Annotated in this window: 18 protein-coding genes; 10 read left to right on the plus strand and 8 right to left on the minus strand. The window is 71.9% G+C overall.

The window, feature by feature from the left end; translation table 11 throughout:
* Positions 1-46: 46 nt before the first annotated feature.
* Both QSK15_RS24140 and smpB read left to right on the plus strand, forming a co-directional pair.
* The gene (locus QSK15_RS24140) at positions 47-2,284 is read left to right on the plus strand and encodes a hypothetical protein (RefSeq protein WP_285796427.1); all 2,238 of its coding nucleotides are present in this window, start codon (positions 47-49) and stop codon (positions 2,282-2,284) included.
* Positions 2,285-2,309: 25 nt separating this feature from the next.
* On the plus strand, positions 2,310-2,801 hold the full coding sequence (gene smpB, locus QSK15_RS24145) for an SsrA-binding protein SmpB (RefSeq protein ID WP_030327414.1): 492 nt from the start codon (positions 2,310-2,312) through the stop codon (positions 2,799-2,801).
* A 178-nt stretch (positions 2,802-2,979) separates the two neighbouring features.
* Here smpB and QSK15_RS24150 read toward each other — a convergent pair whose 3' ends face one another.
* Positions 2,980-3,846, minus strand: a complete 867-nt coding sequence (locus QSK15_RS24150; RefSeq protein WP_285796428.1) for an aldo/keto reductase family oxidoreductase — start codon at positions 3,844-3,846, stop codon at positions 2,980-2,982.
* A 137-nt stretch (positions 3,847-3,983) separates the two neighbouring features.
* On the opposite strand from QSK15_RS24150, the gene QSK15_RS24155 reads away from it, so the two are divergent.
* The 5 genes from QSK15_RS24155 (at position 3,984) to QSK15_RS24175 (ending at position 7,675) form a co-directional block, all read left to right on the plus strand.
* Positions 3,984-4,427, plus strand: a complete 444-nt coding sequence (locus tag QSK15_RS24155) for a winged helix-turn-helix transcriptional regulator (RefSeq protein WP_285796429.1) — start codon at positions 3,984-3,986, stop codon at positions 4,425-4,427.
* 134 nt (positions 4,428-4,561) lie between these two features.
* Entirely contained in the window at positions 4,562-4,984 is a 423-nt protein-coding gene (locus tag QSK15_RS24160) for a TOBE domain-containing protein (protein WP_285796430.1), read from the plus strand.
* Complete coding sequence (modA, locus tag QSK15_RS24165; RefSeq protein WP_285796431.1) at positions 4,981-5,760, plus strand: molybdate ABC transporter substrate-binding protein; 780 nt, start codon at positions 4,981-4,983, stop codon at positions 5,758-5,760. The genes QSK15_RS24160 and modA overlap by 4 nt, the downstream gene beginning before the upstream one ends.
* A gap of 80 nt (positions 5,761-5,840) precedes the next feature.
* On the plus strand, positions 5,841-6,611 hold the full coding sequence (modB, locus tag QSK15_RS24170) for a molybdate ABC transporter permease subunit (protein WP_285796715.1): 771 nt from the start codon (positions 5,841-5,843) through the stop codon (positions 6,609-6,611).
* The gene (locus tag QSK15_RS24175) at positions 6,608-7,675 is read left to right on the plus strand and encodes an ABC transporter ATP-binding protein (protein WP_285796432.1); all 1,068 of its coding nucleotides are present in this window, start codon (positions 6,608-6,610) and stop codon (positions 7,673-7,675) included. The genes modB and QSK15_RS24175 overlap by 4 nt, the downstream gene beginning before the upstream one ends.
* Positions 7,676-7,730: 55 nt before the next feature.
* Here QSK15_RS24175 and QSK15_RS24180 read toward each other — a convergent pair whose 3' ends face one another.
* The 3 genes from QSK15_RS24180 to QSK15_RS24190 form a co-directional block, all read right to left on the minus strand.
* Positions 7,731-8,144 (minus strand): type II toxin-antitoxin system Phd/YefM family antitoxin, encoded by a 414-nt coding sequence (locus QSK15_RS24180; protein ID WP_285796433.1) that lies wholly within the window; start codon positions 8,142-8,144, stop codon positions 7,731-7,733.
* A 39-nt stretch (positions 8,145-8,183) separates the two neighbouring features.
* On the minus strand, positions 8,184-8,756 hold the full coding sequence (locus tag QSK15_RS24185; RefSeq protein WP_285796434.1) for a GNAT family N-acetyltransferase: 573 nt from the start codon (positions 8,754-8,756) through the stop codon (positions 8,184-8,186).
* Positions 8,757-8,863: 107 nt separating this feature from the next.
* On the minus strand, positions 8,864-10,090 hold the full coding sequence (locus tag QSK15_RS24190; RefSeq protein WP_285796435.1) for a hypothetical protein: 1,227 nt from the start codon (positions 10,088-10,090) through the stop codon (positions 8,864-8,866).
* A 170-nt stretch (positions 10,091-10,260) separates the two neighbouring features.
* Between QSK15_RS24190 and QSK15_RS24195 the strand changes: the two genes are divergently transcribed.
* On the plus strand, positions 10,261-11,814 hold the full coding sequence (locus QSK15_RS24195) for an NAD(P)/FAD-dependent oxidoreductase (protein WP_285796436.1): 1,554 nt from the start codon (positions 10,261-10,263) through the stop codon (positions 11,812-11,814).
* Positions 11,815-11,877: 63 nt separating this feature from the next.
* Here the strand turns inward: QSK15_RS24195 and QSK15_RS24200 are convergent, their stop codons facing one another.
* Positions 11,878-12,696: a protein phosphatase 2C domain-containing protein gene (locus QSK15_RS24200; protein ID WP_285796437.1), complete on the minus strand. Its 819-nt coding sequence runs from the start codon at positions 12,694-12,696 to the stop codon at positions 11,878-11,880.
* Between the two features lie 44 nt (positions 12,697-12,740).
* Positions 12,741-13,466 carry a TetR/AcrR family transcriptional regulator gene (locus tag QSK15_RS24205; protein ID WP_285796438.1) on the minus strand — a complete coding sequence of 242 codons (726 nt, stop codon included), beginning with the start codon at positions 13,464-13,466 and terminating at the stop codon, positions 12,741-12,743.
* A gap of 22 nt (positions 13,467-13,488) precedes the next feature.
* Here QSK15_RS24205 and QSK15_RS24210 point away from each other — a divergent pair, with 22 nt between their 5' ends.
* The gene (locus tag QSK15_RS24210; protein WP_285796439.1) at positions 13,489-14,616 is read left to right on the plus strand and encodes an FAD-dependent oxidoreductase; all 1,128 of its coding nucleotides are present in this window, start codon (positions 13,489-13,491) and stop codon (positions 14,614-14,616) included.
* Positions 14,617-14,646: 30 nt separating this feature from the next.
* On the opposite strand, the gene QSK15_RS24215 is transcribed toward QSK15_RS24210, so the two are convergent.
* A complete protein-coding gene (locus tag QSK15_RS24215; protein WP_285796440.1) occupies positions 14,647-15,987 on the minus strand; it encodes an esterase/lipase family protein in 1,341 nt (446 codons plus the stop codon).
* A 31-nt stretch (positions 15,988-16,018) separates the two neighbouring features.
* Positions 16,019-20,524 (minus strand): WD40 repeat domain-containing protein, encoded by a 4,506-nt coding sequence (locus QSK15_RS24220; RefSeq protein ID WP_285796716.1) that lies wholly within the window; start codon positions 20,522-20,524, stop codon positions 16,019-16,021.
* Between the two features lie 189 nt (positions 20,525-20,713).
* Between QSK15_RS24220 and QSK15_RS24225 the strand changes: the two genes are divergently transcribed.
* Positions 20,714-24,178: a ThuA domain-containing protein gene (locus QSK15_RS24225; protein ID WP_285796441.1), complete on the plus strand. Its 3,465-nt coding sequence runs from the start codon at positions 20,714-20,716 to the stop codon at positions 24,176-24,178.
* Positions 24,179-24,194: the final 16 nt, after the last annotated feature.

Here is a 24,194-nt window from a genome sequence, read left to right on the forward strand (position 1 = left end):
GGAGATCGACGACCCGCCCGGTTGCCGCGCACACCTCGGGGGGCCCATGGCGCACGCGACACCGACCCGACCGACGACGTCGGGCGCGATCGTGGAGCTGCGGGTGCACGGGGTCTCCGGCGCGGGGGCGGACCAGGTGTTGAACCGGCCCCACGTGCACCAGGTCGCGGGGGACCGCAGCGGAGGGTTCTACCGTCCGCGTCCCGGTTATCCGGACTCCACCGGAACCGACGGGGTGACGCTGGAGGCGTACCGCTGGAGTGACCTGCCGTCCGGCACGGCGGTGCGGACGTTGTCGCTGGTCTTCCTGTTGCCGTTCATGCTCTGCAACGTGGCGCTGTGGATGCGCCCGGCGAACACCGTCTCGAAGCGCGGCTTCATGGCGCTGTGCCGGGTGCTCGCGCTCACCCTCACCGCCCTCTACGTGCTCTCCATCGTCGGGGTGGCGTTGGACCTGATCGCCTGGCGCTGCATGGACACCCCGTCGTGCCTGGCCGGCCGGAGCTGGCTGTCCTGGCTCGGCGGACGCCCGACCGGGCTGCGCCTGGGCGTGCTGGCGCTCGTGCCGGTCGCCGCCATCGGGGTCGTCTGGTGGTTGGGCGCCCGCCCGAGCCATTCGTTCGACGCGTTCCGGACGCCGGCGACGCGGACGTCGAAGCACCAGTTGAGCGCCGTCGGCCAGTGGGACGGCGAGCCGTTGGTGGGGCGGCTGCGCTCGGTCCACGTCGCGGCGGCGTTCGCCACCCTGAGCGGCAGCCTGCTGGCCGCCCGCGCCAGCCAGCACCGCTCGTGGGTGATGGTGGTCCTGCTGGCGGCCACCGGGGCGGTGCTGCTGGCCTGCCTGGTCCTGGTCACCGTGGTGGCGAGCATCGACCACACCGATCCGTCGCCCCGGGTGGACGGCGTCTGTCGCGGGCTGCGCACGATCGCCTGCGGCGTGACGATGCTGGTGATCGTGCACGTCGTGATCAGCCCGGCGCCGTGGCCGCAGGGCGGTTCGCTGCCCGGTTACGGCGCGATCGTGGCCTGGCTGTTCGTCAGCCAGACCGTGCTGGTGGTGGTGCTCGGCGCGTTGGTGATCTGGCGCCGGGGTGACGGGCAGCGCCGGTCACCCCTGCGCGCGTTGGGGTCGCCGGTCTTCATGACGATCTCGGCCGGGCTCGCCGTGGCGTTCTCCGCCGAGCTGGTCTACCGGGTGGCGGACCTGCTGGATCGCAACGGGACGACCGCCGACGGCCTGGAGACCAGCCCTCCGCTGGCGTACAAGTGGGCGATCTTCGGGTTTTTCCTGGCCGTGGTGACGGCGCTGCTGGTGGCCGGCCTGGTGACCAGGATGACCCGGCGGGAGCGGCGACGGGCCGCGCGCGCGATCGTGGCCGCCGACTTTCCGCACGCGCCGCCGCAGGCGGCGGACCGGCTGCGGCGGGTCGAGCAGGCAGTGGCCCGGGCGCGTTTCACCGAGAACCTGGAACCGCTCTCCGTGGTGTACGCCTGCCTGGCGGCGCTCGGCCTGGCCACCAGCGTGCTCGGCCTGCTCCAACTCCCGCCGGGCGAGGTGGCGCAGCGCTACGTGGGAGTGCCGGAGAGCATGGTCAACTTCCTGATCGGGTCGGGTAGCTACGTCATCGCCGCGATCCTGCTCGGTCTCGTGGTGGGCGGTATCTTCGCGTACCGGACAGCGCAGTTCCGGCGGTACGTGGGTGTGCTCTGGGATCTGGGCACGTTCTGGCCCCGGGCGGCGCACCCGTTCGCGCCGCCCTGCTACGCCGAACGGGCGGTGCCGGAGTTGACGAAACGGATCACCTACCTGGTGGAGCAGGGGCAGGGGGTGCTGCTGGCCGGGCACAGCCACGGCTCGGTGCTGCTCGCCGCCACGGTGCTGCAACTGCCCACCCGGATCACCGACCGGGTCGCCCTGCTGACCTACGGGTCGCCACTGGGCCGGCTGTACTCCCGGCTGTTCCCGGCGTACGCCGACGAGCCGGCGCTGCGGGAGATCGGCGAACGGGTCGGCTGGCGCTGGATCAACCTGTGGCGCGACACCGACCCGATCGGCGGCTGGATCTTCGCCGCCCACCGTCCCGGGGAGGCCGAGACGCTGACCGGGCCGGCGGCGACGGTGGATCGGCGGTTGACCGACCCGCAGGACGTGGTGCCACCGCCCAGCGACAGTGTTCCCCCGCCGATCCTGGGGCACTGGCCGTGTGAGTCGCAGGAGGCGTTCGCCGAGGCGGTACGGGAGCTGACCCGGCGGCTGCGCCCCGAACACCGGGCGTCCAGTTGAGCCGCCGGCCGGCTATCGTCGCGGGGTGAGCCCGTCCACACCGCCCGCACGCCGGTTGATCGCCTCCAACAAGAAGGCCCGGCACGAGTACACGGTGCTGCGCACATACGAGGCGGGCATCGTGCTGGTCGGCACCGAGGTGAAGTCGCTGCGCGAGGGTCGGGCCTCGCTGGTGGACGCGTTCGCCCACGAGCGCGACGGCGAGATCGTGCTGTACGGCCTGCACATCGCCGAGTACGCCTACGGGACGTGGACCAACCACGCCCCGCGCCGCAACCGGAAGCTGTTGCTGCACCGGGCCGAGATCGACCGGATCCTGGACAAGGTCCGCGAGGGCGGGGTGACCATGGTCCCGCTGTCGATGTACTTCGAGAACGGTTTCGCCAAGGTCGAGTTGGCCCTGGCCAAGGGTAAGCGCTCCTACGACAAGCGGCAGACGCTGGCCGAGCGCGACGCCAACCGGGAGATCGCCCGCGAGCTGGGTCGGCACCTCAAGGGCCACCCCCGCCGTCCCTGATCTCGGCTCGTCGGTCCGGGGCACCGTCTGTCGCGCGGGTCGCGGCGCGGCGCGCCTGGACATCGTTGACGTCGTTCGACGGACGTGATCTGCTCAGCTGACGCCGTTAATGAAAACGACAATCGCCCGGGGTGGACCCGCCGGAGTCGCCGGTGGGTCCACCCTGGGGGGGCGCTAGCTAGCGGCCGATCGTGTCCAGCTCGGCGAGGTCGTCGGCGGAGAGGGAGAGTGCCGCGCCGGCGATGTTCTCGCGCAGGTGCGCCGCGGACGAGGTGCCCGGGATCAGCAGGATGTTCGGCGACCGTCGCAGCAGCCAGGCCAGGGCCACCGACATCGGCGTCGCCTCCAGCCGGGCGGCCACCGTCGACAGCACCGACGACTGCAGGGGACTGAAACCGCCCAGAGGGAAGAACGGCACGTAGGCGACGCCCTGCCCGGCGAGCGCGTCGATCAGCTCGTCGTCCCGGCGGTGCGCGAGGTTGTACATGTTCTGCACGCACACGATCGGTGCGATCGCCTGCGCCTCGGCCACCTGCTCCGGCGTCGCGTTGCTCACCCCGAGGTGCCGGATCAGGCCCTGCCGTTGCAGGTCGGCGAGGGTCTCGAACGCCTCGGCGAGAGAGCCGGGCCGCGGGCCCGTGGCGTCGCCCAGCCGAAGGTTGACAAGGTCGAGCACGTCGAGACCGAGGGTCTCCAGGTTCTCGTGCACGGACCGGCGCAGGCTCTGCGGGTCACGGGCCGGAGGCCAGCCGCCCTGCGGGTCACGGTTCGCACCGACCTTGGTCACGATGTGCAGCGCATCGGGGTACGGGTGCAGCGCCTCCCGGATCAACTGATTGGTGACGTGCGGCCCGTACGCCGCCGAGGTGTCGATGTGGGTGATGCCGAGCTCGACGGCCGTACGCAGGACGGCGAGTGCGCCGTCGTGGTCGGCCGGCGGTCCCATCACCCGGGGGCCGGCCAACTGCATGGCGCCGTAGCCGAACCGGGTGACCGTCAGGCCTCCCAAGGTCCAGGTGCCGCCGGGAAGGGAGGTGGTGAGCATGTTCGTACCTCTGGCTCTCGTGTCGCGCCGGGCGGTGCCGGCGCATCGTCTACCTGCTCCACCATCGGGGTGTAGCTTCACTATCGGAAGTAGGCACCTGAAGGTGCGTAACGCCCCGGTGGCTGAGGAGCGGCTCGATGACAACGACCACGGCGGCGCAGAAGAGGGCTCAGGCCAAGGTGGAATATGACGCCTTCCTGGCGCAGTGTCCGAGTCGTAAGCTGATCGACCGCATCGCGGACAAGTGGGTCACCCTGGTTCTGGCGGCGCTGAACAGCGACGGCTCGCACCGGTTCGGCCTCGACTGCGCCGGCAAGCCCCGGTCCATGCGCTACTCGGAGCTGTCGCGCCTGCTGGCCGGGGTCAGCCAGAAGATGCTCACCCAGACACTGCGCTCCCTGGAACGCGACGGTCTGATCACCCGCACCGTGGTGCCGACGGTGCCCGTCACCGTCACCTACGAACTGACCGACCTCGGCATCTCCCTGCACAAACTGATGCGCAGCCTGAAGAGCTGGGCCGAGACGCACATGGACGACGTGCTCGCCAACCGCGCGACGTACGACAACCGCGACGCCTGAGCCGCGCGCCGCCCGAGGCAACCACCGGGCCGCACAGGAGTCACGCAATCACGGCCACAGAAGCCCCGATAGGTACGCAGACACGACCCGTTTCGGCCTTTCGCGCTCGCAGATGCGGCGGCTATGGTGAGCCGGTGACGAGGTTCCGGATCGGTGAGGCGGCCGACCTGCTCGGCGTCAGCAGCGACACGATCCGCCGCTGGGTCGATGCCGGGCGGCTGACGGCCGGGCGCGACGAGCACGGCCACCGGGTGATCGACGGCGTCGACCTGGCGGCGTTCGCCCGCGCCCAGGCCGCCGACCCGGACGCGGGCGCCGAGTTCTCCTCGGCCCGCAACCGGCTACGCGGCATCGTCGTCGACGTCCGCAAGGACACGGTGATGGCCCAGGTCGACATCCAGGCTGGCCCGTTCCGGGTCGTGTCGCTGATGAGCCGCGAGGCGGTCGACGAGCTCGACCTGCAGGTCGGGTCGGTGGCGGTCGCGGTGATCAAGTCGACAACGGTGGTGGTGGAGCGGGCCGCACCAGCCCCGAGCAGGGGAAGGTCGGGCGGGTGAGCGCACGGACGACGCGCACGGCGATGGCCGTGGTCATGGCGCTGGCGGTCGCCGGCTGCGGGGCGGGCGACGACCGGGCCTCCGGCGCGGACGGCCGGGTCACCGGGGCGGTGACGGTGTTCGCGGCCGCCTCGCTGACCGAGTCGTTCCGCCGGATCGGCGAGGAGTTCGAGGCCGCCAATCCCGGCAGCACCGTGACCCTCAACGTCGCGGGCAGTTCCGCCCTGGCCAACCAGATCAACCAGGGCGCGCCGGCGGACGTGTTCGCCTCGGCCGCCCCGGCGAACATGGCCACGGTCACCGAGGCGGGCAACGCCGACGGCACACCGATCGTCTTCGGCCGCAACCAGTTGGTCGTCGCGGTGCCCCGGGGCAACCCGGGAGGCGTGACCGGGCTGGCCGACCTGAGCCGACCTGGCGTGAAGGTGGCAATCTGCGCCAACCAGGTGCCCTGCGGCGCGGCGGCCCGCACCGCCCTGGACGCGGCCGGTGTCGCGCTGACACCGGTCACCCTGGAGCAGGACGTCAAGGGCGCGCTCGCCAAAGTGAAGCTGGGTGAGGTCGACGCCGCCCTGGTCTACCGCACCGACGTGGGAGCGGCGAGCGCCGACGTGACCGGTGTGGAGTTCCCCGAGGCGGCGCGGGCGGTCAACGACTACCCGATCGTCGCGCTGAAGGACGCGCCCAATCCGGCCGGCGCGCGGGCCTTCGTCGCGTACGTCCGCTCGGCACCGGCGCAGGCGGTCCTCGCCGAGGCGGGGTTCCAGGCTCCGTGAGGCAGGTCCACGACGACGCGGCACCCGAGCGTGACGACGCGGCACGCGAGCACCGGGACACGCCGCGACGACGGGGGCGGGTGCCGGCGGCGCTGCTGATCCCCGCCGGGCTGGGGCTGCTCTTCCTCGTCCTGCCGCTGGTCGGGCTGGTGATCCGGGCGCCGTGGACCACCCTGCCGCAGCGGCTCACCGAGCCGGGCGCGTTGACCGCGCTGCGGCTGTCGGTGCAGACCGCGACGCTGGCCACCGCGCTCTGCCTGCTGCTCGGGGTGCCGCTCGCCTGGCTGCTGGCCCGGGTCGAGTTCCCCGGCCGCCGGCTGGTGCGGGCACTGGTCACCGTGCCGCTGGTGCTGCCGCCGGTGGTCGGTGGGGTGGCGCTGCTGCTGGTCTTCGGCCGGCGCGGGCTGCTCGGCGGCTGGCTCGACACCACGTTCGGCATCACCCTGCCGTTCACCACCACTGGTGTCGTGCTGGCCGAGGCGTTCGTGGCCATGCCGTTCCTCGTGATCGCCGTGGAGGGTGCGCTGCGCGCCGCCGACCACCGCTACGAGGAGGCCGCCGCGACGTTGGGGGCCAGCCGGTGGACCGCCTTCACCCACGTCACGCTGCCGCTGGTGGCGCCCGGGCTGGCCGCCGGGGCGGTGCTCTGCTGGGCGCGGGCGCTCGGCGAGTTCGGGGCCACCATCACCTTTGCCGGCAACTATCCCGGCCGCACCCAGACCATGCCGCTCGCCGTCTACCTGGCGTTGGAGACCGACCTGGAGTCCGCGATCGTGCTCAGCCTGGTGCTGCTCGTCGTGTCGGTGGGCATCCTGGTCGCGTTGCGCGACCGCTGGATGAGCACCGCATGAGTGAGACCCTGCTGGACGCCCGGGTCGTCGTCGACCGGGGCGTCTTCCGGCTCGACGTGCCGCTGCGGGTCGCACCCGGCGAGGTGGTCGCGTTGCTCGGCCCGAACGGGGCCGGCAAGACGACCGCGCTGCGTGCGCTGGCCGGGCTGCATCCGCTCACCGCCGGTCACGTCACCCTCGACGGCGTCGATCTGGACCGCCCGGCCACCGGTGGCTGGGTGCCCACCGAGCGCCGGCCGATCGGCGTGGTCTTTCAGGACTACCTGCTCTTTCCGCACCTGAGCGCGGTGGACAACGTGGCCTTCGGGCCGCGCCGGCACGGTGTCGAGCGGCGGGCCGCCCGCGCCACGGCCCGGGAGTGGCTGACCCGGGTGGGGCTTGACGCGCAGGCGCGGCACCGGCCCCGGCAGCTCTCCGGCGGCCAGGCGCAGCGGGTGGCGCTGGCCCGCGCGCTTGCCGTGGCACCGTCGCTGCTGTTGCTGGACGAGCCGCTGGCCGCGCTGGACGCCCGCACCCGGTTGGACACCCGCGCGGAGCTGCACCGGCATCTGTCGGCGCACGCGGGCGCGACGGTGCTGGTCACCCACGACCCGCTGGACGCGCTGGCGCTGGCCGACCGACTGGTCATCGTCGAGGGGGGCCGGGTGGTGCAGGAGGGCGACGGGCCGAGCGTGACCGCCCGGCCGCGCACCGACTACGTCGCCCGGCTGGTCGGGTTGAACCTGTACCGGGGCCGCGCCGACGGGCACGGGGTGCGGGTTTCACCGGAGCTGACCCTCACTGTCGCCGACCGGTTGGACGGCGAAGCGTTCGTGGCGTTCCGGCCGGCCGCGGTGGCGCTGCACCCGGCCCGGCCGGAGGGCAGCGCGCGCAACACCTGGGCGGGGACGGTGGTGGGCGTGCAACGCCACGGTGACAACGTACGGGTGCAACTGGACGGGCCGATCGGGGTGGCCGCCGACGTCACGCCGGCCGCCGCCGCCCACCTGCGGCTGATCCCGGGCCAGCGCGTGTGGGCGGCGGTCAAGGCGACCGAGACGCACGCGTACCCGGCCACCGGCTGACTCCGGCCGCGCGGCCCGCACCGGCGCGGACATCGCCCACCCACACGGGAGCGCGTCAGCCGGCGAGCAGGTCGTTGTGTGCGGCGCGCAGCCGGGCCAGCGCCGGGTCGCTGCCCGGGACGACCCGGCGATCCAGCTCGGACCACACCTCGGTCAGCGCCGCGCGGACCGCACTCAACTCGGCGGCGTGCCGCTGGCTGCTGCGTCGGTGCTGCTCGTCGAGGCGCCGAGCCCAGCCGGCGGTGACCGTGGCGAGACGGTCGGCGTCGGCGCGGGCCTGAGCGCCGCTGCGGGCGGCCGCGGCGGGGACGATCGCGGCGACCGGGCGGGGGTCGCCGTCGCGGGTGACGACGGTGACCGCGTCGGTCAGCTCAGCCAGCGCGACAAGCTGGCTGAACCGGGTGCGCGCCTCACGCAGCGGCACGGAACGCGGCGGGTCGGGACGAGGGGTGAGCGCGGGGACGGCCATGGATGCATGGTGTCGCCCGGGTACGACAGAAATGCGTCGTCAATGGACAGTGGCCGGCGACCCACCCGATCCGGCCAACCATTCGTCGGCCAGCACGGACCAGACTTCGAGGTCGATCCGGCCGTCCGGGCCGGGGGCGACCTGGCGGAGCGTGCCGTCCAGGCGCAGGCCGAGCCGACCGGCGAGGGCCTTGCTGCGGGTGTTGTCGGCGTTGGTGCGCCACTCCACCCGCTGGATGCCGCGCTCGCGCACCGCCCAGTCGACGACCCGGCGGACCGCCGGCGCGACCATGCCCTTTCCCTCGGCTGCCGGTTCCACCCAGCAGCCGACCTCGCAGACACCTCGGGTCACGTCGAAGGACACGAGCAGGACCCCGCCGACCAGGGTGCCGCGCCACCACAGCCCCCAGATGCCGCCGCTGTCGCTGGCCCAGCGGTCGGCGTAGCGTTGCAGGACCGCTCGGGCCGACGACAGGTCGGTGGCCACGAAGGTCGGCGACACCCACGGCTGGATGTGCTCCCGGGCCCGGTCGAGGTTGGCGAGGAACTCCTCGGCCCGCCACGGCTCCAGCGGGCGCAGCTCGACGTCCTCGGTCAGCGGCACTGCGAACACCGGGCCTCCACTCAGTACGCTCCGAACATCGGTGACAGGCTCGCACAGCCGTCCGGCGCACGTGTGCCGGGGCACCGTCGCCGAGGCGCACCCGGCGGCCGAGCCGATCAGATGATCGTGTGGGTCCAGTAGCTGAGCCACAACACGAACAGCACGCCCTGCACCACGGCGAGCGTCGCGGTCAGCCACACGTCGACGCTGGCGTGCCGGGCCCAGCGGGCCAGCACCAGCGCCACCGGGAAAACCGCGAGCAGGTAGCGCAGCAGGCTCTTGTACACCGGCGGGCCCATCGACAGCGGCACCAGCACCATCAGGACGCCGTACACCAGGTAGGCCAGGTCCCGGCGGCGGAACCCGGCGACCAGCACGGCCAGCACGGCCACGGCGAACCACACCCGGGCGGCGTCACGTGGCTCCCCGGTCAGCCCGTTCAGCAGCACCGGCACCGGGTTCTGCACCTCGATCCCCCACCCGGTCTGCTGGGCGTGCTGGTAGGCGAACCAGTCCCCACCCCGCCACCGGCAGTACGCCATGAAGGTGAACCACCCGGCGGGCAGCAGCAACAACGGCCACCCGATCCGCAGGTAGCCGACCACGGCGCGCGCGCCGAGCCGCCAGTCGTGCTGGCGCAGCAGCACCACTGCCAGCGGCAGCACCACGAGCAGGCCGACGGAGCGGCTCATCGCCAGGAAGTAGCCGACCACCCCGACCAGCAGCCAGCGCCTCCGCTCGGCGTAGTAGAAGGCGGCCAACGCGAGGCAGACGAAGAGCGACTCGGTCAACGCGGCCTGGAACAGGAACGCGGTCGGCAGCAGCACCAGGTACCGGGTGAACCGGCGGGCCGCGCGCGCGTCGCCGAGCAGCAGCTCCGCCAGCCGGTAGCCGTACCAGAGCGCCAGCAGGAACGCGACGTTGCTGATCAGCAGCAGGGCCAGGGCGGTGTCACCGCCGACCAGCACGCCGACCGGCCGGGCCAGGAACGGGTACAGCAGGGGAAAGCCGAAATCGTTCCACGGCCCGGTCAGCGGCAGCGTGCTCAGCCGCAAATAGAGCATCGAGTCCCAGGCGAACCAGAGCGAGATCCACCGGTGCCCGGAGAGGTCCCGCTGTTGCGCCCACATCAACGTCTCGTCCGGCGGCGGCGCTCCGGGGACACCGTCCCAGGCGTGGAGGACCAGAAGGCCGAGGACTGTGAGCAGCAGCTTCGCGCCGAGAAACAGGGCAATGACGTACGTCCAGGGCGCCGGCACCCGACGGACCAGGCGCGCCGCGCCGCGGCCGGCCACGACCGCCCGGGCGGCCAGCGCCGCCGCGCCGCTCCGCCACCGCCGCATCGGTCCCGCTTCCCCCGCTCCCCCGGCCGCGCGGGGGCACCGTTCTTCTCGTGGTACGCCTCCGCGCGCCCCCGCCGAAGCGAGGGCTGTCCGCCACCAAGTGTGACATTCTGCGCAGAACGGGTAGACGCCGCACCTCGACCATGGCGGTGAACAGGGAGCGCGGCAGCATGAGCGAGCAGCACGGCACAGTGATCATCGGTGCGGGGCCGGCGGGGCTCACCGCGGCGTACGAGCTGCTCCGGCACGGCCGGTCGGTGCAGGTGTTCGAGGCCGACGAGGTGGTCGGCGGGATCAGCCGGACCGTGGAGCGCGACGGGTGGCGGTTCGACATCGGCGGGCACCGGTTCTTCACGAAGGTGCCCCGGGTCGAGGCGTTCTGGCACGAAATCCTGCCGGACGAGGATTTCCTGACCCGGCCCCGGATGAGCCGCATCGCGTACCGGGGAGCCCTGTTCAACTACCCGCTGAGCGCCATGAACGCCCTGCGCAACCTGGGTCTGCCGGAGGCCGCCCGCTGCCTCGGCTCGTACGCGCGCGCCCGGTTGCGACCACCACGCGACCAGTCGCACTTCGAGGGCTGGGTGTCGGCCCGGTTCGGCTGGCGGCTGTACTCGATCTTCTTCAAGACGTACACGGAGAAGGTGTGGGGTATGCCGGCGCACCGGTTGCAGGCCGACTGGGCGGCGCAACGGATCAAGAACCTGTCGCTGGCCACGGCGATCCGCAACGCGCTGCTGCCCCGGGGTCGGCGCACCGACGTGACGAGCCTGATCGAGCAGTTCCAGTACCCGAAGTACGGTCCGGGGATGATGTGGGAACGCTGCGCCGAGCGGGTCCGCGAGCGGGGCGGGCAGCTGTCCACCGGCAGCTGGGTCACCGCCGTGCACCGCGACCCGGCCCGCCGACGGGCGATCAGCGTGACCGTCAACGGCGTGGGCGGGCAGCGCACCGAGGCGGCCGACCACGTGATCTCGTCCATGCCGCTGGCGGAGCTGGTGGCCGCGCTGCATCCTCCGGCGCCGCCGGAGGTCCGTGCCTGCGCGGCCGACCTGCGCTACCGCGACTTCCTGACGGTCGCTCTGGTCGTGCCGGCGGAGTTCTCGTTTCCCGACAACTGGATCTACGTGCACGACCCGGAGGTGCGGGTGGGCCGGATCCAGAACTTCGGCTCCTGGTCGCCGTACCTGGTGAAGGACGGCCGCACCTGCCTGGGCCTGGAGTACTTCGTGTTCGAGGACGACGAGATGTGGCGTACCCCGGATGCCGATCTGGTGGCCCTGGCCACCGCGGAGCTGGAGCGGTTGGGGTTGGTCCGACCCGGTGTGGTGGAGGCCGGCTACGTCGTGCGGATGCCCAAGGCGTACCCGGTGTACGACGAGCGCTACCAGCACAACGTGGAGGTGATCCGGGCCTGGCTGGCCGAGGCGGTGCCGAACGTGCATCCGGTGGGCCGCAACGGCATGCACCGCTACAACAACCAGGACCACTCGATGTTGACCGCGATGCTCACCGTCGAGAACATCACCACCGGCAGTACGCACGACGTCTGGTCGGTCAACGTGGAGCAGGACTATCACGAGGAATCCGCCGGCGGCGACGACCGGCGGGGCACGGGGCGGGACGCGCCGGTGGTGCCCAGCCGGATCATCGCGGCCTCGATCAGCGCGCCGGGCGGGTCGGACGAGCGGGCTGCTGCCGCAACTCCCCCGTCGCACGCGTGACGCCGAGCACGCTCCCGTGGCACGAGTCGACGGACGGATCATCGGCCCTCTGCGGGCAGGTGCTCAACGCGGCAGGTGCGTGCAGTGGGCCACTGTGGCGTCGTCCGGGCTGTGCGCACCCGCGCCACCGGCGGCCTGCGCCTCGGCCTGCCGGACGCGGGCGATGACGCCGGCCGGCCCGCTGGTGCGGAGCAGGTCCAGCACGCCCGGCCAGTCGGTCCGACCGTACGGGCTGACGATGCGGCTGGCACCGTTGCTGAGCAACGCGACACCGTTCAGGTCGGCGAGGGACCGGCTGCCGGTCACCGCTTCCCACGCCGCGCGCGGGTCGTCCTTGGCGATCCAGTAGCCGCCCGGCTGGTTCCGGCGGGCACGCAGCGCGGTGGCGCAGGAGGCTCGCACCCGGTCGTACTCTGGCGTTTCCCGAGCAATGCCGGCCAGCGGCGTCGAACATTCCCGCCGGGCAGTCATCTCGCGCTCATCGGTGATCACCTGTGGACCCCCGTCGACCTGGTCCACAACGAGGAACGAATCCGCGAGCAGGAGCCAGTCCAGCCGGTCCTGGTGGGCGCGGACCATCGCGACGGTGGCCTGCGGGCTGTTGGGGTCCGCGATGTCGCAGGTGTCGCCGTGCTCGGCGGCGATCTCGCCGATGGCGGTGGCGAGGATCGCGGCGAGCTCTCGCCCGTCGCCGCGCGACAGTTTACCGAGCAGCGCACCGCCGAGGCGGTGCGTGTACCAGGCGACGCCGTGGGAGCAGAGTGACTCGGCTCCCGGAATGCCGGCACCGTCGAGCAGGATGACAGCGCCGGGAACCGCACCGACGAAGTCCTCGTTCGACCGGTCGGCAGTGCCAGCGCTCGTCGCCATGGTGACCCGCACGGGTGGGCTCCTGTCTGAATGGCGAGGCGAACTCGCTCCGCGGGTCACCTGCGAGGTTGGCCGGTGATGCCGTCCAGGATGGCGGTCAGGTTGTGGTGGAAGGTCTCCTCGGCATTGAGGTGCGCGCCGTCGACGACGAGCCGGGCCACGGTGGGGTACCTGCCGGTCGTCAACATGCGGGTGAGGTAGGGGCCGAGGCTGGCCTGAAAGGCGGCGAGGTCGGTGCCGGTGGAACGGCTGGTACGGCGTTCGGTGACCTCTCTGCGGACCGCTCCGACGAGGAAGGCGTTGAGGGCGCCCACGGCTCGCTGGAGGTCGTCGATGTCACGCACGGCGGGAGCCTTGCTGAGCGCCGCAGCGGTCGCCTCACCCACGGCGAGCGCGTGCGGCCCCAGGTGCGGCCGTCCGCCGAGCAGGTCGGCGAACCACTCGTGCGCGAGGGCGGCGTCACGGGTCGCGTGGGCGATGGCCAGCACCGTGGCGCGCCACTCCGCGTGCTCGGCCACCTCGGCGATCCGGGCATAGACGACGTCGACCATGAGGTCCAGGAGTTCGGATTTGTTGGTCACGTAGTCGTAGAGCCGCATCGGGCCCACACCGAGCTCTTTGGCGATCTTGCGCAACGACAACCCGTCGAGGCCGCCCGCGTCGGCGAGCCGGATCGCCGTAGCGGCGATCGTGTCCCGGCTCAACGGCACCGGCGCCGCCCTCGGTTGAGGCTCCGGCCGCTCCCACACTGACAACGGCTCGCTACCGTACGGTGTATTCACGAATACAGTGTACGGTAGCGCCATGAGAACGCGAATCGCGATCGCCGGTGGTGGCCTCGGCGGGTTGACGCTGGCACGGATCCTGCACCGGCACGGCATCGACGCGGTGGTGTACGACCGGGAGGCGAGCCGGTCCGCGCGCCCCCAGGGCGGTTCCCTCGATCTGCACCCGGAGTCCGGGCAACTGGCACTGGCCGAGGCGGGTCTCGCCGACCGGTTCCAGTCGGCGGCACGGCCCGAGGGCGAGGAACACCGCATCCTCGACCCGACCGGACGCACCCTGGTGCACCACGTGCCGCAACCCGGCTCATTCTCCGGGCGACCCGAGATCGACCGCAGCGCCCTGCGTGATCTCCTGCTCGGCGCCCTGCCCAGCGACACGGTTCGCTGGGGGCACCGGCTCGTCGCGGCGACCGCACGCCCCGACGCGGGCTGGGATCTGACGTTCCACGACGGCCACCGGGCCAGCTGCGACATCCTCATCGGCGCGGACGGCGCGCGGTCGGTCGTCCGATCCCTGCTGACCGACGTCGCGCTGTCCTATGTGGCGACCCTGGTGGAGCTGAGCGTCGTGGACGTCGACCGGCGTCATCCCGACCTCGCCGAGCTGGTCGGCCCCGGGAACCTGTGGTGCGTCGGCGCGAACCAGATCCTCGCCGCCCAACGCCTCGGCGACGGCAGCCTCCGGGTCGGCATCTCGCTGCGCGCGCCGGAACAGCCCCTCGACACCTACCGCAGCAAGCGCGCCCTGCAGGACCTGTTCGCGGGCTGGGCCCCCCGCCTCACCGCACTCATCGAGGCCGCCGACAGCCCGCCGACCCGACGCCTGATCGAGGCGATGCCCACCGGCACGCGCTGGGCCAACCGGCCGGGCGTCACCCTCATCGGCGACGCCGCGCACCTCATGCCACCGGTCGGCGAGGGCGCGAACCAGGCCATGCTCGACGCGGCGGAACTCGCCGGCCAGCTCGCCGGCAGCCCTGCCGACCCGAACGCGGCGATCCGCGGGTACGAAGAGTCGATGTTCACCAGGATCCACCCGATCGCCGAGATGTCCGCACGGGTCCAGGCCATGATGCTGTCCCCTAGCGCGGCGGACGACATCGTCCGCTTCTTCACCCGGCCGGCGGAACCGGCACACGCGGACTGATACCAGCCCGTCCGGCCGGGCACCGGCGGTTCACCCCGCCGGTGCCACGAAGACGAGGTCGGAGATGACCACCGGAGGAACCTCGGCCACCGCCTCGACGACCACCCGCCAGGTCCCCACCGGCGGCAGCAGGTAGCCGTCGTAGCGGCAGTGCCCGTCTGGGCGCAGCATGGTCACGGCGACCGGTTCGCCGCGGTCCGGGCACTCGAGTCGGGCGTGCAGGAGCAGGTCCGGCCGATCGGCGGTCACCACCACCGGCAGCGGCGTGTCCGCCACCGCCACCTCGGGTACGTCCAGGCCGAGTTCCACCGGCGGCGCCAGGATCTCCCCCAGGTCGACGGGATCGATCTTGTCGAGGATCACGTCGAGCACCCGACGCGACGCGGTCAGCGGGCCGTGTCGTTCGGCGAAGCAGGTCGCCTCCTCGGTGGTGGCCCACTCCGGCGGCACGGCACTGAACAGCGGCACCGTCCCGTCGCCCAGATAGTCCCGCCCCTGGTAGGCCTTCCCGTACGACAGGCCGTCCCGGTCGACGGTCACGCTCTGCCAGGTGGGCTGGCGTTTGCCGGCGACGGCGTGAACGGTGTACTCGGGGCGGCCGTTCACCCGCACCGCCGCGGCGATCTCGTCATGGAAGGCCAGTCCGGACGCCACCGCGTCCGGCGGTAGCCCCGGCAGGGCCACGTCCCGCACGGTCGTCGGTCCACCGCCGACGTCCAGGCAACGGTACGTCGGCAGCAGCTCGTACAGCGACGGGAAGGTCCGCGTGACGTCGGTCAGCAGCGTGTCCCAGCCGAGCGAACGCAGCGGCCGGAAGGCATCGCCGGTCAACGCCCGCACCGCGTTCACCGAACCGCGGTAGGGCGTGCCCAGTGTGACCAGTCGGCGGGTCAACTCCCGGCCACCCAGCACCTCGATGAGGTACCGGGCGACGAGCCCGCCCATCGAGTGACAGACGAAGACGACTTTGGCGCTCGGGCCGCCGGCGCCGCGTCGCCACTCGTCCAACCAGGACCTCACCTGCTCGTTGAGCAGCCTCGCGGTGTGCCGGTTCGACCGACGCCAGTCGTAGCTGAACACCCGCAGAGCCGGGCCGACAGCATCGGTGAGCTGTCGCAGCAGGCGGTCGTACCCGGGGCCGCCATAGAACCCAGGCCACAGGTGGAGACCGCGAACCGCACCCGCCGGCCGCAGACCGTCCGTGTCCGGCGCGCCCTCGGCCACGCGCAGCAGTTCGACGGTACGGGCGAACGCCGCAGCGCCGCGGGCGACGGTGGGCCACGACAGATTCCAGACGTCACCCCGCCCGGGCAGCGTCAACACGCTCCCCGTCACCCCGGGCACCATGACGACCAGGTCACGGGTGGGCATGCGGCTCCTCCGCTCGGATGGTTCGGCTGGCTCAGTTCCCTCGGGGCCAGGGCGTCCAGGTGCGGCGTCGCCGACCCTCTGACTCTTCCGGCGGGGTCGGCGTCGCCGCCATGGAGGAGGGCTCCGGTTCCGGGGCGAAGACCGGCCCATCCGCCCGGACGCGCTGCCGGCGGCCGTCCGTCGCCCCGCCCTGCTCGGGCGGTGCCGGAAGTCGCCGCAGCTCCACCGTGTGAACACCGTCGTCGCCGCCGCTGGCCAGGAGCGTCCGACCGTCGCGTTCAATGATCGCCAGTGCGCGTACCGCCGCCGTCTGGGTGGTCAGTTGGGCCAGACGCTGGCCGGTCCGGCAGTCCCAGAGCAGCACCGTGCGGTCGTCGCCGCCCGAAACCAGCACCGTGCGCCCGTCGATCTCACCGAAGGCGAGCGCGTTCACCGCCTCCCCGTGCCCCCGCAGCGTGTGGATCTTTTCGCCCCGCTCGACGTCCCAGAGCACGACGTTGTTGTCCTGCCCGCCGGTGGCGAGCACTGGTCGGCCGGACAGGCTGCCGGCCGCGAGCGCCCGCACGTAGCCCTTGTGCCCGACCAGCAGCTGGACCTCCTCAGCACCGAGATCCCGCAGCTCGACGGTGTCGGAGAAGCCGACCGTCGCCACGACCCTCCGGTCCCCGTGGACGGCGACGGCGAGGGCGTTGACCCGGCCGCCCGCCGTCTGCACTGTCCACCTCTCGTGCGTCGCCGGAGACCACAGCACAAGCTGCCCCAGGTCGCCCGTGTAGGCGACAAGGACGCCCTCCCCCAGGTCGCAGAACGCCACCGCCATGACGGACAGCACGGCATTCGCACGGGTGGAGTCCAACAGGTTGCCGGTGGCGGCGTCGCGCAGTCGTACGGACTGACCGGCGGCGACGGCGACGACCGGCCGGCCACCCAGCTCGGTGACCGCCAGGGCGTTCACCGCGCCGACCCCGACGATGGGCTGGCGGACCCGTCCGGTCACCGCATCCCAGACCAGCACCCGCCCGTCACGGCCGCCGGTCACCAGCACGTGCTCGGAGCCGATCCGGGTGAACACCGCGCTGGTGGTGAACCTGCCGTCGTCCCGGGTGGTGCCGCCGGTCGACGTCACCGTCTCCCAGAGCCGCAAGGTGCGGTCGGCACCGCCGGTGGCCAGCACCGCCGGCCCCCGACCCGTGTTGAACCCCAGGGCGAGGATCGACTCGCGGTCGGCGGGCGGATCGTCGCGCGGCGCCTGCTCATCGCCGGGACCCTCCGGCCCTTCGAGCGCGAGCATCCGGCGGCCTTCACCGGCCCAGTCGGCTTCGGAGTGGTACACCGACGGCGGATGCCGCAGCGTGCGCAGCGCGGAGCCACTCACCGGGTCCCACAGGCGCACACCGCCGTCGTCACCGGCGGTGGCCAGCACCGTCCGGCCGTCGATCTCACCGAAGGCGAGAGCGTTGACCGCTCCGGTGTGACCGGTGCAGCTGACGTGGGACTCGCCGGTCCCCGCGTCCCACAGTGTCACCGTGCCGAACGCACCGCCGGTGGCCAGCAGGAGCCGACCGCCGATGGTGGCCGCCGCCAACGCGTAGATCCAACCGGTGGTCCCCAACGTCCGCAGCAGGACCCACCCGTCGGGGTCCCAGAGGCGTACCCGGCCGTCGTCGCCGCCGGTGACGACGAGGCAACGGCCGTCCCGACCCTGGGCCGTCACGATCGCCCGCACCGTCGTGAGATGGTCCGGCAGGGTGGTGTGCAGGTTCAGGGCCGGCAGCCCCCAGATCCGCACGCTGCCCGCCTCGTCGCCGCCGACGAGCAACGCCCGCCCGCCCGGCAGGTTGACCGCCGCCAGCGCGTGCACCCAACCGCCGGCGTGACTCACCGACGCTTCCTGCGCGCCGGTGGTGAGGTCCCAGAGCCGCACCGTGCCGTCGGCGCCACCGGTGGCGACGAAGTTTCGCCCGTCGACGGCGACGATCTCGACGGCGAGCACCGGAGCGCGGTGCCCCCGCAGCGTCGCCCGGTGGTTGCCTGTCGTGTCCCAGACGCGGACGGTGCCGTCCCCACTGGCCGTGGCGATGACCACGTCGCGCGACACCTCACGGATCGCCACCGCGGTCACCGCGCTGGTGTGCCCGGCCAGGCGTCGGTGGAAGGCGCTGCGCTCGCCCCGGCCCCACAGGCCCCGCCAGGGGACTTCGTCGACCGGGTGCAACAGCGGCAGGGCCTCCGGCTCGTGCGCGAGGGCCACCGACTGCAACGCGGCGGCGCGCTGCGCGGTGGACATGTCCGGGAAATCGGCGGCGGTGCGCCAGTAGAGCCGGACCAACGGCCGATCGCGGTGGTCGACACCGGCCAGGACCCGCCACAGCCGGGTCGGCTCGGCGTAGAGCAGGAAGGCGCTGTCGTCGACGAGTTCCGGCAGGCTGTCACCGGCAGCGGCGTGCGTCGCCAGGTGCCGCAGGACGTACGGATTGGCGTCCGGCCACCGACGGACGCCATCGATCGTCGTCAGGCCGACCAGGGCCCTGGTGATGAGCGCCTGCACCCGCCGGGTCTGGGTGCCCAGTCGGAGGTAGTCGTTGTACGACTGGTGGTACAGACGGTAGACAGCCTGGCCGTCCTCACTCGACTCCACCAGGTGCGCGCCGGCGTTGGCCATCAACCAGTGCAGGTCTGCCTCGGTGTACGAACCGCCGTCGGTGACGGCGTTGGCGAGGGCGAGCCACACGTCCCGGCGCGGCAGCCCGGCGCCCTCCGCCCAGGCCAGCGGGGTGAGCAGGTCACGGACCCTGCGCTCGTGGTCGCCGAAGCGGGCGAGGTCCTCGGCGAAGGCATCGACGACACTGCCGCTGAGCATGCTGCGCATCTGCGGCGAGCCGAGGTCAGCGACCTGCGGCATCCGGGCGAGTCGTCGGGTGAGGAGGCGGGCGAAGAGGAACACGCCGTTGCTGTGGGCGGCGATCTCCTCCGCCGCAAGCCGGGCCTCGCCGTCGCGTCCTATGTAGGGAGAGCCTGCGGTGTGCGTCAGCCGCCGGAACGAGTAGCTGGCGATGTCCGCGTCCTGGTCGGCGTCGCGGTCCAGCCAGATCACCTGGTCGTCGCTCACCCCCAGGGCACGCAGCAACGGCCGGTGGCCCTGCTCGGCTCTCACCGGGTCACGCGAGCGGTCCGGCCTGGTAGCCACGAGGACCTTGATGCCGGGCAGCTCGGCAAGAGGTCGCAGCAGTTCCGAGGCGATCAGGCGGATGTCGCGGTGCTGTGCCTCGTCCAGCGCGTCCAGCAGGATCGTCGCCCGGTGACGGCGAACCTCGCTGACCCGGTGCACGAACTCGCTCGCGGTCTGCCAACCACGGCTGGGCGCGGTGATGTTCAGGGCCTCGGACAGTTCGTTGACACAGTCCAGGATGGCCTTGTTCTTGGCGTGCACTCCCGCGTGGATCGACCCGGCTGTCGGGATGGTGTCCACCGGGACCCCGCTGAGGCCACCGTGGATCTCCACCTCCTGCCGGTAGTCCGGGACCGACAGGATCGCCAGCCGACCGAGCACTGCCGATTTGCCGCACCCCGGAGACCCGGTGACGGCGAGCATGCCCGGCCGGTCGTCGTTGAGCCAGGCCACGATCCGTCGCAGCACGGTGTGCCGGCCGGTGAAATACCACCCCTGGTCGTCTCCGGCATCGATGCCCCGGAACTTGAGCATGAAGTGCTCGACGACGTCCGCCGGCAGCAACGCGTTGCGCTGGCGCTGCTCGTCGACGTTGACGTCGGGCAGCCAGCCGCGGTGCCGTGGGTTGCGGAAGAATCGGCCCACCATGCCCGCCATGTCATGGTCGGGGGTCTGCAGGATCCGGCCGGCACCGATGCCCGCGAGCTTCACCCGCAGCGCCTGGGCCAGCTCGTTCGGGGTGATGTGCCGGTCCCGGTCGGTCCACGGCAGGTACGACGGATCCGGTGGCGGCCCGTCCCTGAGCACCTCGGCGAGAGCCCGGGAGAAGACCCGTTCCTTCGCCACCTCGAACCGGCTCGCGGAACTGATCACCGCGATGTTGGGCCGGCCGCCACCGGCCGCGACGCGGCGCTCCGCCTGCCGACGGAACCCGTCGACGATCTCGTCAGCGGCACCACCGGCGCCGCACGCGTCGACCAGGACGACGATCTCGGCGACGTCCTTCGTGGCGAGCAGCTCACCGAGCCGCCGTGCCGACATCGCGGTCTCCTGCGCCGGCTCCGGGCCGGTGGTGTCCCGGCAGCACAGGAAGAACTCGCCGCCGTGCACGGCCTTGCCGTGACCGGCCCAGTAGACCACCAGCCGGCGCGGGTTCGGGGACCACTGGCGGATGGCCTCCTTCACGCTGGCGGCGAGGCCGTCGCGGGGCAGGTCGTTGGCCGCGCGAACGAAGCCGGTGCGCGCCAGGACGGCTGCCGCCTCTTCCACCTCCGGACGAATCCGACGCAGCGGCGGAAGCGCGTCGTACCTGTCCATGATGACCGTGACCAGCTCACCCCAGGGCCCCTCCGGCCCGTTGCCGCGCATGTCGGTCAACCGGTACTCCTCATCGCCGCATCTCGCAGAAAGCAGCGTAGTGCAAGGGTCACCAGTCGCAACGGCTCAGGAAAACGCTTACCAGAGCGCTATTGACGGTTGTCACTGGCTGTCAGTACCGTGGTGCGGGCAGCGAGAAAGCGCTTTCCGACCCCTCACCGTCCAACAGGGAGCGCCCCCATGCCCGGACACCTCCGCGCGTTCTGCCTGATCCTGCTCGCCGTCGCCGCCGTGGTGAGCACCACCACCGCCCTGCCCGCCGAGGCCGCCCCGCGCTTCCGGGTGCTGGTCTTCTCCAAGATCACCAACTTCTACCACGACTCGATCCCGGCCGGCATCGCCGCGATCCAGCAGCTCGGCGCCGCCCACAACTTCGAGGTCGTCGCCACCACCGACGCCGCGGCCTTCACCGACGCCAACCTCGCCACCTTCGACGCTCTCGTGTTCAACAACACCAACTCGCTGCCCACCTCGGGCGACCTGCTCAACGCCAGCCAGCGGGCGGCGTTGCAGACGTTCATCCGCAACGGCGGCGGCTGGGCCGGCCTGCACGCCGCCTCGGCCAGCGAACGCGACTGGACCTGGTACGAGGGTCTGGTCGGCACGATCTTCGACTACCACCCCGACTTCTCCGCCACCGGCGGCACGTTCCCCGGCCGGGTCAAGGTGCTCGACCGGGCGCACCCCTCCACCCGCAACCTGCCGGAGCTCTGGGAGCAGAGCGAGGAGTGGTACAACTGGCGGACCAACCCGACCGGCAAGGTGCACACCCTCGCGCAGATCAAGGTGCGCGACGGGATCAACGGCCTGGACGAGGGCGTCGACCACGCGTACTCCTGGTGTCAGCGCTACGACGGCGGCCGGTCCTGGTTCACCGCCGGCGGGCACGCCAGCTCCCAGTTCAGCAACGCCACCTTCCTGGAGCACCTGCGCTACGGCATCGAGTGGGCGGCCGGCGCGGTCGCCGGTGACTGCTCGGCCACCAAGTCCGGCAACTTCGAACGGGTGGGTCTGGTCACCGAGAACCTGGCCGACCCGTTCGAGTTGGCCGTCGGCCCGGACCGGAAGGTCTACTACATCCAGCGCACCGGCGCGCTGAAGGTGGTGAACCAGGACACGCTCCAGGTCACCACGCTGCTGGACTTCGCGTACACCTCGGCGATGACCGACCAGTCCGACGGGCTGCTCGGCATGACCCTGGACCGCAACTTCGCCAGCAACGGCTGGATCTACCTGCTCTGGTCGGACAAGACCCTCAAACAGCTCAACCTCTCCCGGTTCACCGTCGCCAACAACAGCGTGGCGCTCTCCTCGGAGAAACGCCTGCTGGCCGTCCCCACCTACCGGGGCGAGGGCCGGGCCAACTCGCACATGGGCGGGTCCCTCGCCATGGACGGTGCCGGCCGGCTCTACGCGGCGATCGGTGACAACACCGACCCGTTCGCCTCCAGTGGCTACACCCCGATCGACGAACGCGCCGGCCGCGCCGCCTGGGACGCCCAGGGCACCGCCGGCAACACCAACGACCTGCGCGGCAAGATCCTGCGGATCACCCCACAGGCCGACGGTACGTACACAGTGCCCAGCGGCAACCTCTTCCCGGCCGGCACCGCCAGGACCCGGCCGGAAATCTACGCGATGGGCATGCGCAACCCGTTCCGGATCACCATCGAGCCGCAGACCAATGCGGTGCTGGTGGCCGACTACGGCCCGGACGCCCGCGCCGCCGACCCCAACCGTGGCCCGGAGGGGACTGTCGAGTTCAACCGGATCACCAGCGCCGGCAACTTCGGTTGGCCGTACTGCGTGGGCAACAACATCCCGTTCAACGACTACAACTTCGCCACCAACACCTCCGGGGCGAAGTTCAACTGCGCCGCGCCGGTGAACAACTCGCCCAACAACACCGGCCTGACCACCCTGCCGGCGGCGAAGTCGGCGCTGGTCTGGTACGCGTACTCCGCCTCGACCCAGTTCCCCGAGCTGGGCACCGGCGGTGGCGGGCCGATGAGCGGCCCGGTCTACGACTACGACCCGGCGAACCCCCGCACGACGAAGTTCCCGGAGTACTTCGAGGGCAAGTGGATCACCTATGAGCTGACCCGCCGGTGGTTCAAGACGCTGTCGATCCACAAGACGGCGCAGACGTTCGGCAACGCCCGCTTCGCGCCGACCGCCGTGGGTGACCTCCAGTCGATCAACGGAATCTTCGACACCATGAGCTGGATCCAGCCCTTCGAGGCGGAGTTCGGCCCGGACGGTTCGCTCTACGTCATCGACTTCGGCGAGGGCACCGGCAGCGGACGCGGCGGCAGCAACGCCGGTGCCGGCATCTACCGGATCGACTACGTCGCCAACGGCCGGCCACCGACCGCGAAGATAGCCGCCACCCCGGACAGCGGACGCGCGCCACTGTCGGTCAGCTTCTCCTCGGCCGGCACGACGGCGGGTGACGGCACGGCGCTCAGCTACGCCTGGGACTTCACCAACGACGGCAGCACCGACTCGACCGCCGCCAACCCGAGCTTCACCTACTCCACCGCCGGCAGGCACACCGCCCGGGTGACCGTCCGCAACAGCGGCAACGGGTTGACCGCCACCGCCGTCACCGAGGTGGTGGTCGGCAACACCCGACCGACGGTCACCATCACCGTGCCCGACGGCGGCTTCTTCGACTTCGGCGACAAGATCCCGTACACGGTGACGGTCACCGACCCGGAGGACGCCACCATCGACTGCGCCAAGGTGACGGTGCAGACGCAACTCGGCCACGACCAGCACGCCCACCCGTTGGACGTGTACACCGGCTGCTCGGGGCTGCTCGCCACCGAGGCCGACGCCGGTGACGGCCACGGGCCGGGGCAGAACCTGTACACCCTGATCACCGCGCAGTACACCGACGGCGGCGCGGCCGGTGGCGTACCGGCGTTGACCGGCTCCACCCGGGTCCAGTTGCAGCCGAAGAGCAAGGAGGCGGAGCACTTCAGCGCCCAGTCCGGCGTCACCGTCAACGACCGGGCCACCGCCCGCGCCGGAAAGCGGCTCGGCGAGGTCGACCACAACGACTGGGTCGCGTTCGGGCCGGCAGACCTGCGCAACATCGGGTCGGTGACGCTCGGGGTGACCAACGGCGGGCTCGGCGGAACCATCGAACTGCGGACCGGTTCACCCACCGGCACGCTGATCGGCAGCGCCACCATCGGCTCGACCGGCGGCTGGGACAACCTGGTCTCCCCCACCGTCACGCTGACCAACAAGCCCACCGGCACCACCACCCTGTACGCCCGGTTCGTCAACGCCGCCCAGACCGGTGGCACCCCGGACCTGCTCGCCTTGGACTGGCTACGGTTCAACGGCGCCGGAGTCAAGCAGGAGCCGGGCGGGACGCTGTCCCTGGCGGCGAACCCGGCCAGCGGCACCGGAACGCTGAACACCACGCTGACGGCGACCGCGACGGCACCGTCCGGGCAGAGCATCACCGACTACGCGTGGGACTTCGGTGACAACAGCGCCGTCACGCACGGGGCGACGTTGCGCTCGATCGCCCACAGCTACTCCCGCAGGGGCACCTTCACCGCCCGGGTGACGACCACCTACACCAGCGGGGAGACCCGCTCGATCAACCTGACCATCACGGTCAGCTGACCGTCACGCGGTGGCG

It is taken from the genome of Micromonospora sp. NBRC 107095, from assembly GCF_030269705.1.
Classification (GTDB): domain Bacteria; phylum Actinomycetota; class Actinomycetes; order Mycobacteriales; family Micromonosporaceae; genus Micromonospora; species Micromonospora parva.